Source organism: Kitasatospora sp. NPDC056531 (genome assembly GCF_042794375.1).
In the GTDB taxonomy this organism is placed as follows: Bacteria; Actinomycetota; Actinomycetes; order Streptomycetales; family Streptomycetaceae; genus Kitasatospora.
In genome coordinates this window covers 1-1,680 of record NZ_JBHTTU010000328.1, presented here as the reverse complement: position 1 = coordinate 1,680, position 1,680 = coordinate 1, and the positions used below count along the sequence as shown (strand labels likewise).

Genomic DNA, 1,680 nt, shown 5'->3' with positions numbered 1-1,680 from the left:
AGTCCAAGCACACCTGCTCGAACTCCTCAGCATCGACGAAACCCGACCCCGCTGGCTGGAAACCCAAAACCCCACCTGCGAAGTCACCGGCTAGCCTGGCCGCATGTCTACGCCCCGAATCTCCTAGCTGACGGACCCACCTCCACGCCACCCGTGTGTCCATTAGCTGTTTCGGAACGTTATCCCGTGATCACCACCCGTGGTGTCGACGTGCGCGTCGGTGCCCGCCTGCTGCTGTCCGACATCACCCTGCACATCTCCCCCGGCGACCGGATCGGCCTGGTCGGCCGCAACGGCGCCGGCAAGACCACCCTGATCGCCACCCTCGCCGGGCAACTGCCGCCCGCCGCCGGGACGGTCACCCGCACCGGTCCGGTCGGCTACCTCCCGCAGGACTCCCGCGCCGCCGACCCGGCCGTCACCGTCACCGACCGCATCCTGTCCGCCCGCAGCCTGGACACCGCCGTCCGCGCGCTGCGCACCGCCGAGGAGGCGATGGCTCTGGCCGGCTCCCCGGCGGAGGAACGCCGGGCGATGGGCGCCTGTACCCGGGCCGAGGCCCGGTTCCAGTCCCGGGGCGGCTACGCCGAGGCCGAGGCCGCCCGGGTCGCGGCCGGGCTCGGGCTGCCCGCCCGGGTGATGGACTCCCCCGTCGGTACGCTCTCCGGCGGCCAGCGGCGCCGGGTCGAGCTGGCCCGCATCCTGTTCGCCGAGCACGGCACCCTGCTGCTGGACGAGCCCACCAACCACCTGGACGCCGACTCGACCGCCTGGCTGCGCGGCTTCCTCGCCACCCACCAGGGCGGGCTGGTGCTGATCAGCCACGACCTCGGGCTGGTGGAGGAGACCGTCAACCGGGTCTTCCACCTGGACCCGGGCCGCGCCACCATCGACATCCACAACACCGGCTGGCGGGCGTACCTCACCCAGCGCGCGGCCGATGAGCGCCGCCGCGCCCGGGAGCGGGCCAACGCCGAACGCAAGGCCGCCGCCCTGCACGCCCAGGCCGACCGGATGCGTGCCAATGTCGCCACCGCCACCACCGCCCGCAGCATGGCCCGCCGCGCCGACCGGATGCTCGCCGAGCTGGAACCCGTCCGGCAGGCCGAGCGCACCGCCCGCATCCGGCTGCCCGAGCCCGCGTCCTGCGGCCGGATGCCGCTCGCCGCGATCAGCCTGGCCAAGGCGTAAGGCGGCCGGCCGGTACTGACCGACCTGGACCTCGCCGTCGACCGCGGCAGCCGGCTGGTCGTGCTCGGCCTCAACGGCGCGGGCAAGACCACCCTGCTGCGGATCCTGGCCGGCCACGAGACCGCGGACTCCGGCCGCGTCGTCCCCGGGACGGGCCTGCGGCTCGGCTACTTCGCCCAGGAGCACGACACCCTGGACCCGGCGCTCAGCGTCCGCGACAACCTCGCCGAGGCCGCGCCCGACCTGACCGACGGCGAACTGCGGCACGTGCTCGGCGCGTTCCTCTTCCGCGGCGACGACGCCGACAAGCCGGCCGGCGTCCTGTCCGGCGGCGAGAAGACCCGCCTCGCCCTGGCCGCCCTGGTCCAGATCGGCGGAACACTCTGGCACCCTACTTAGCGAGTAGCCGGGGGGAGTTTCACCCCCCGGCTCTCTCAGATCCGTACGTGAACCTCTCGATTCATACGGCTCCCATCGTCCAGTCGTTCA

The 1,680-nt window shown here is 73.2% G+C and carries 1 pseudogene; it reads left to right on the top strand.

The features are described from left to right. Nucleotides 1-186: 186 nt before the first annotated feature. A pseudogene (locus ACFQ87_RS46140) lies at nt 187-1,575 on the top strand (ABC-F family ATP-binding cassette domain-containing protein); the annotation flags it as partial. Nucleotides 1,576-1,680 lie beyond the last annotated feature (105 nt).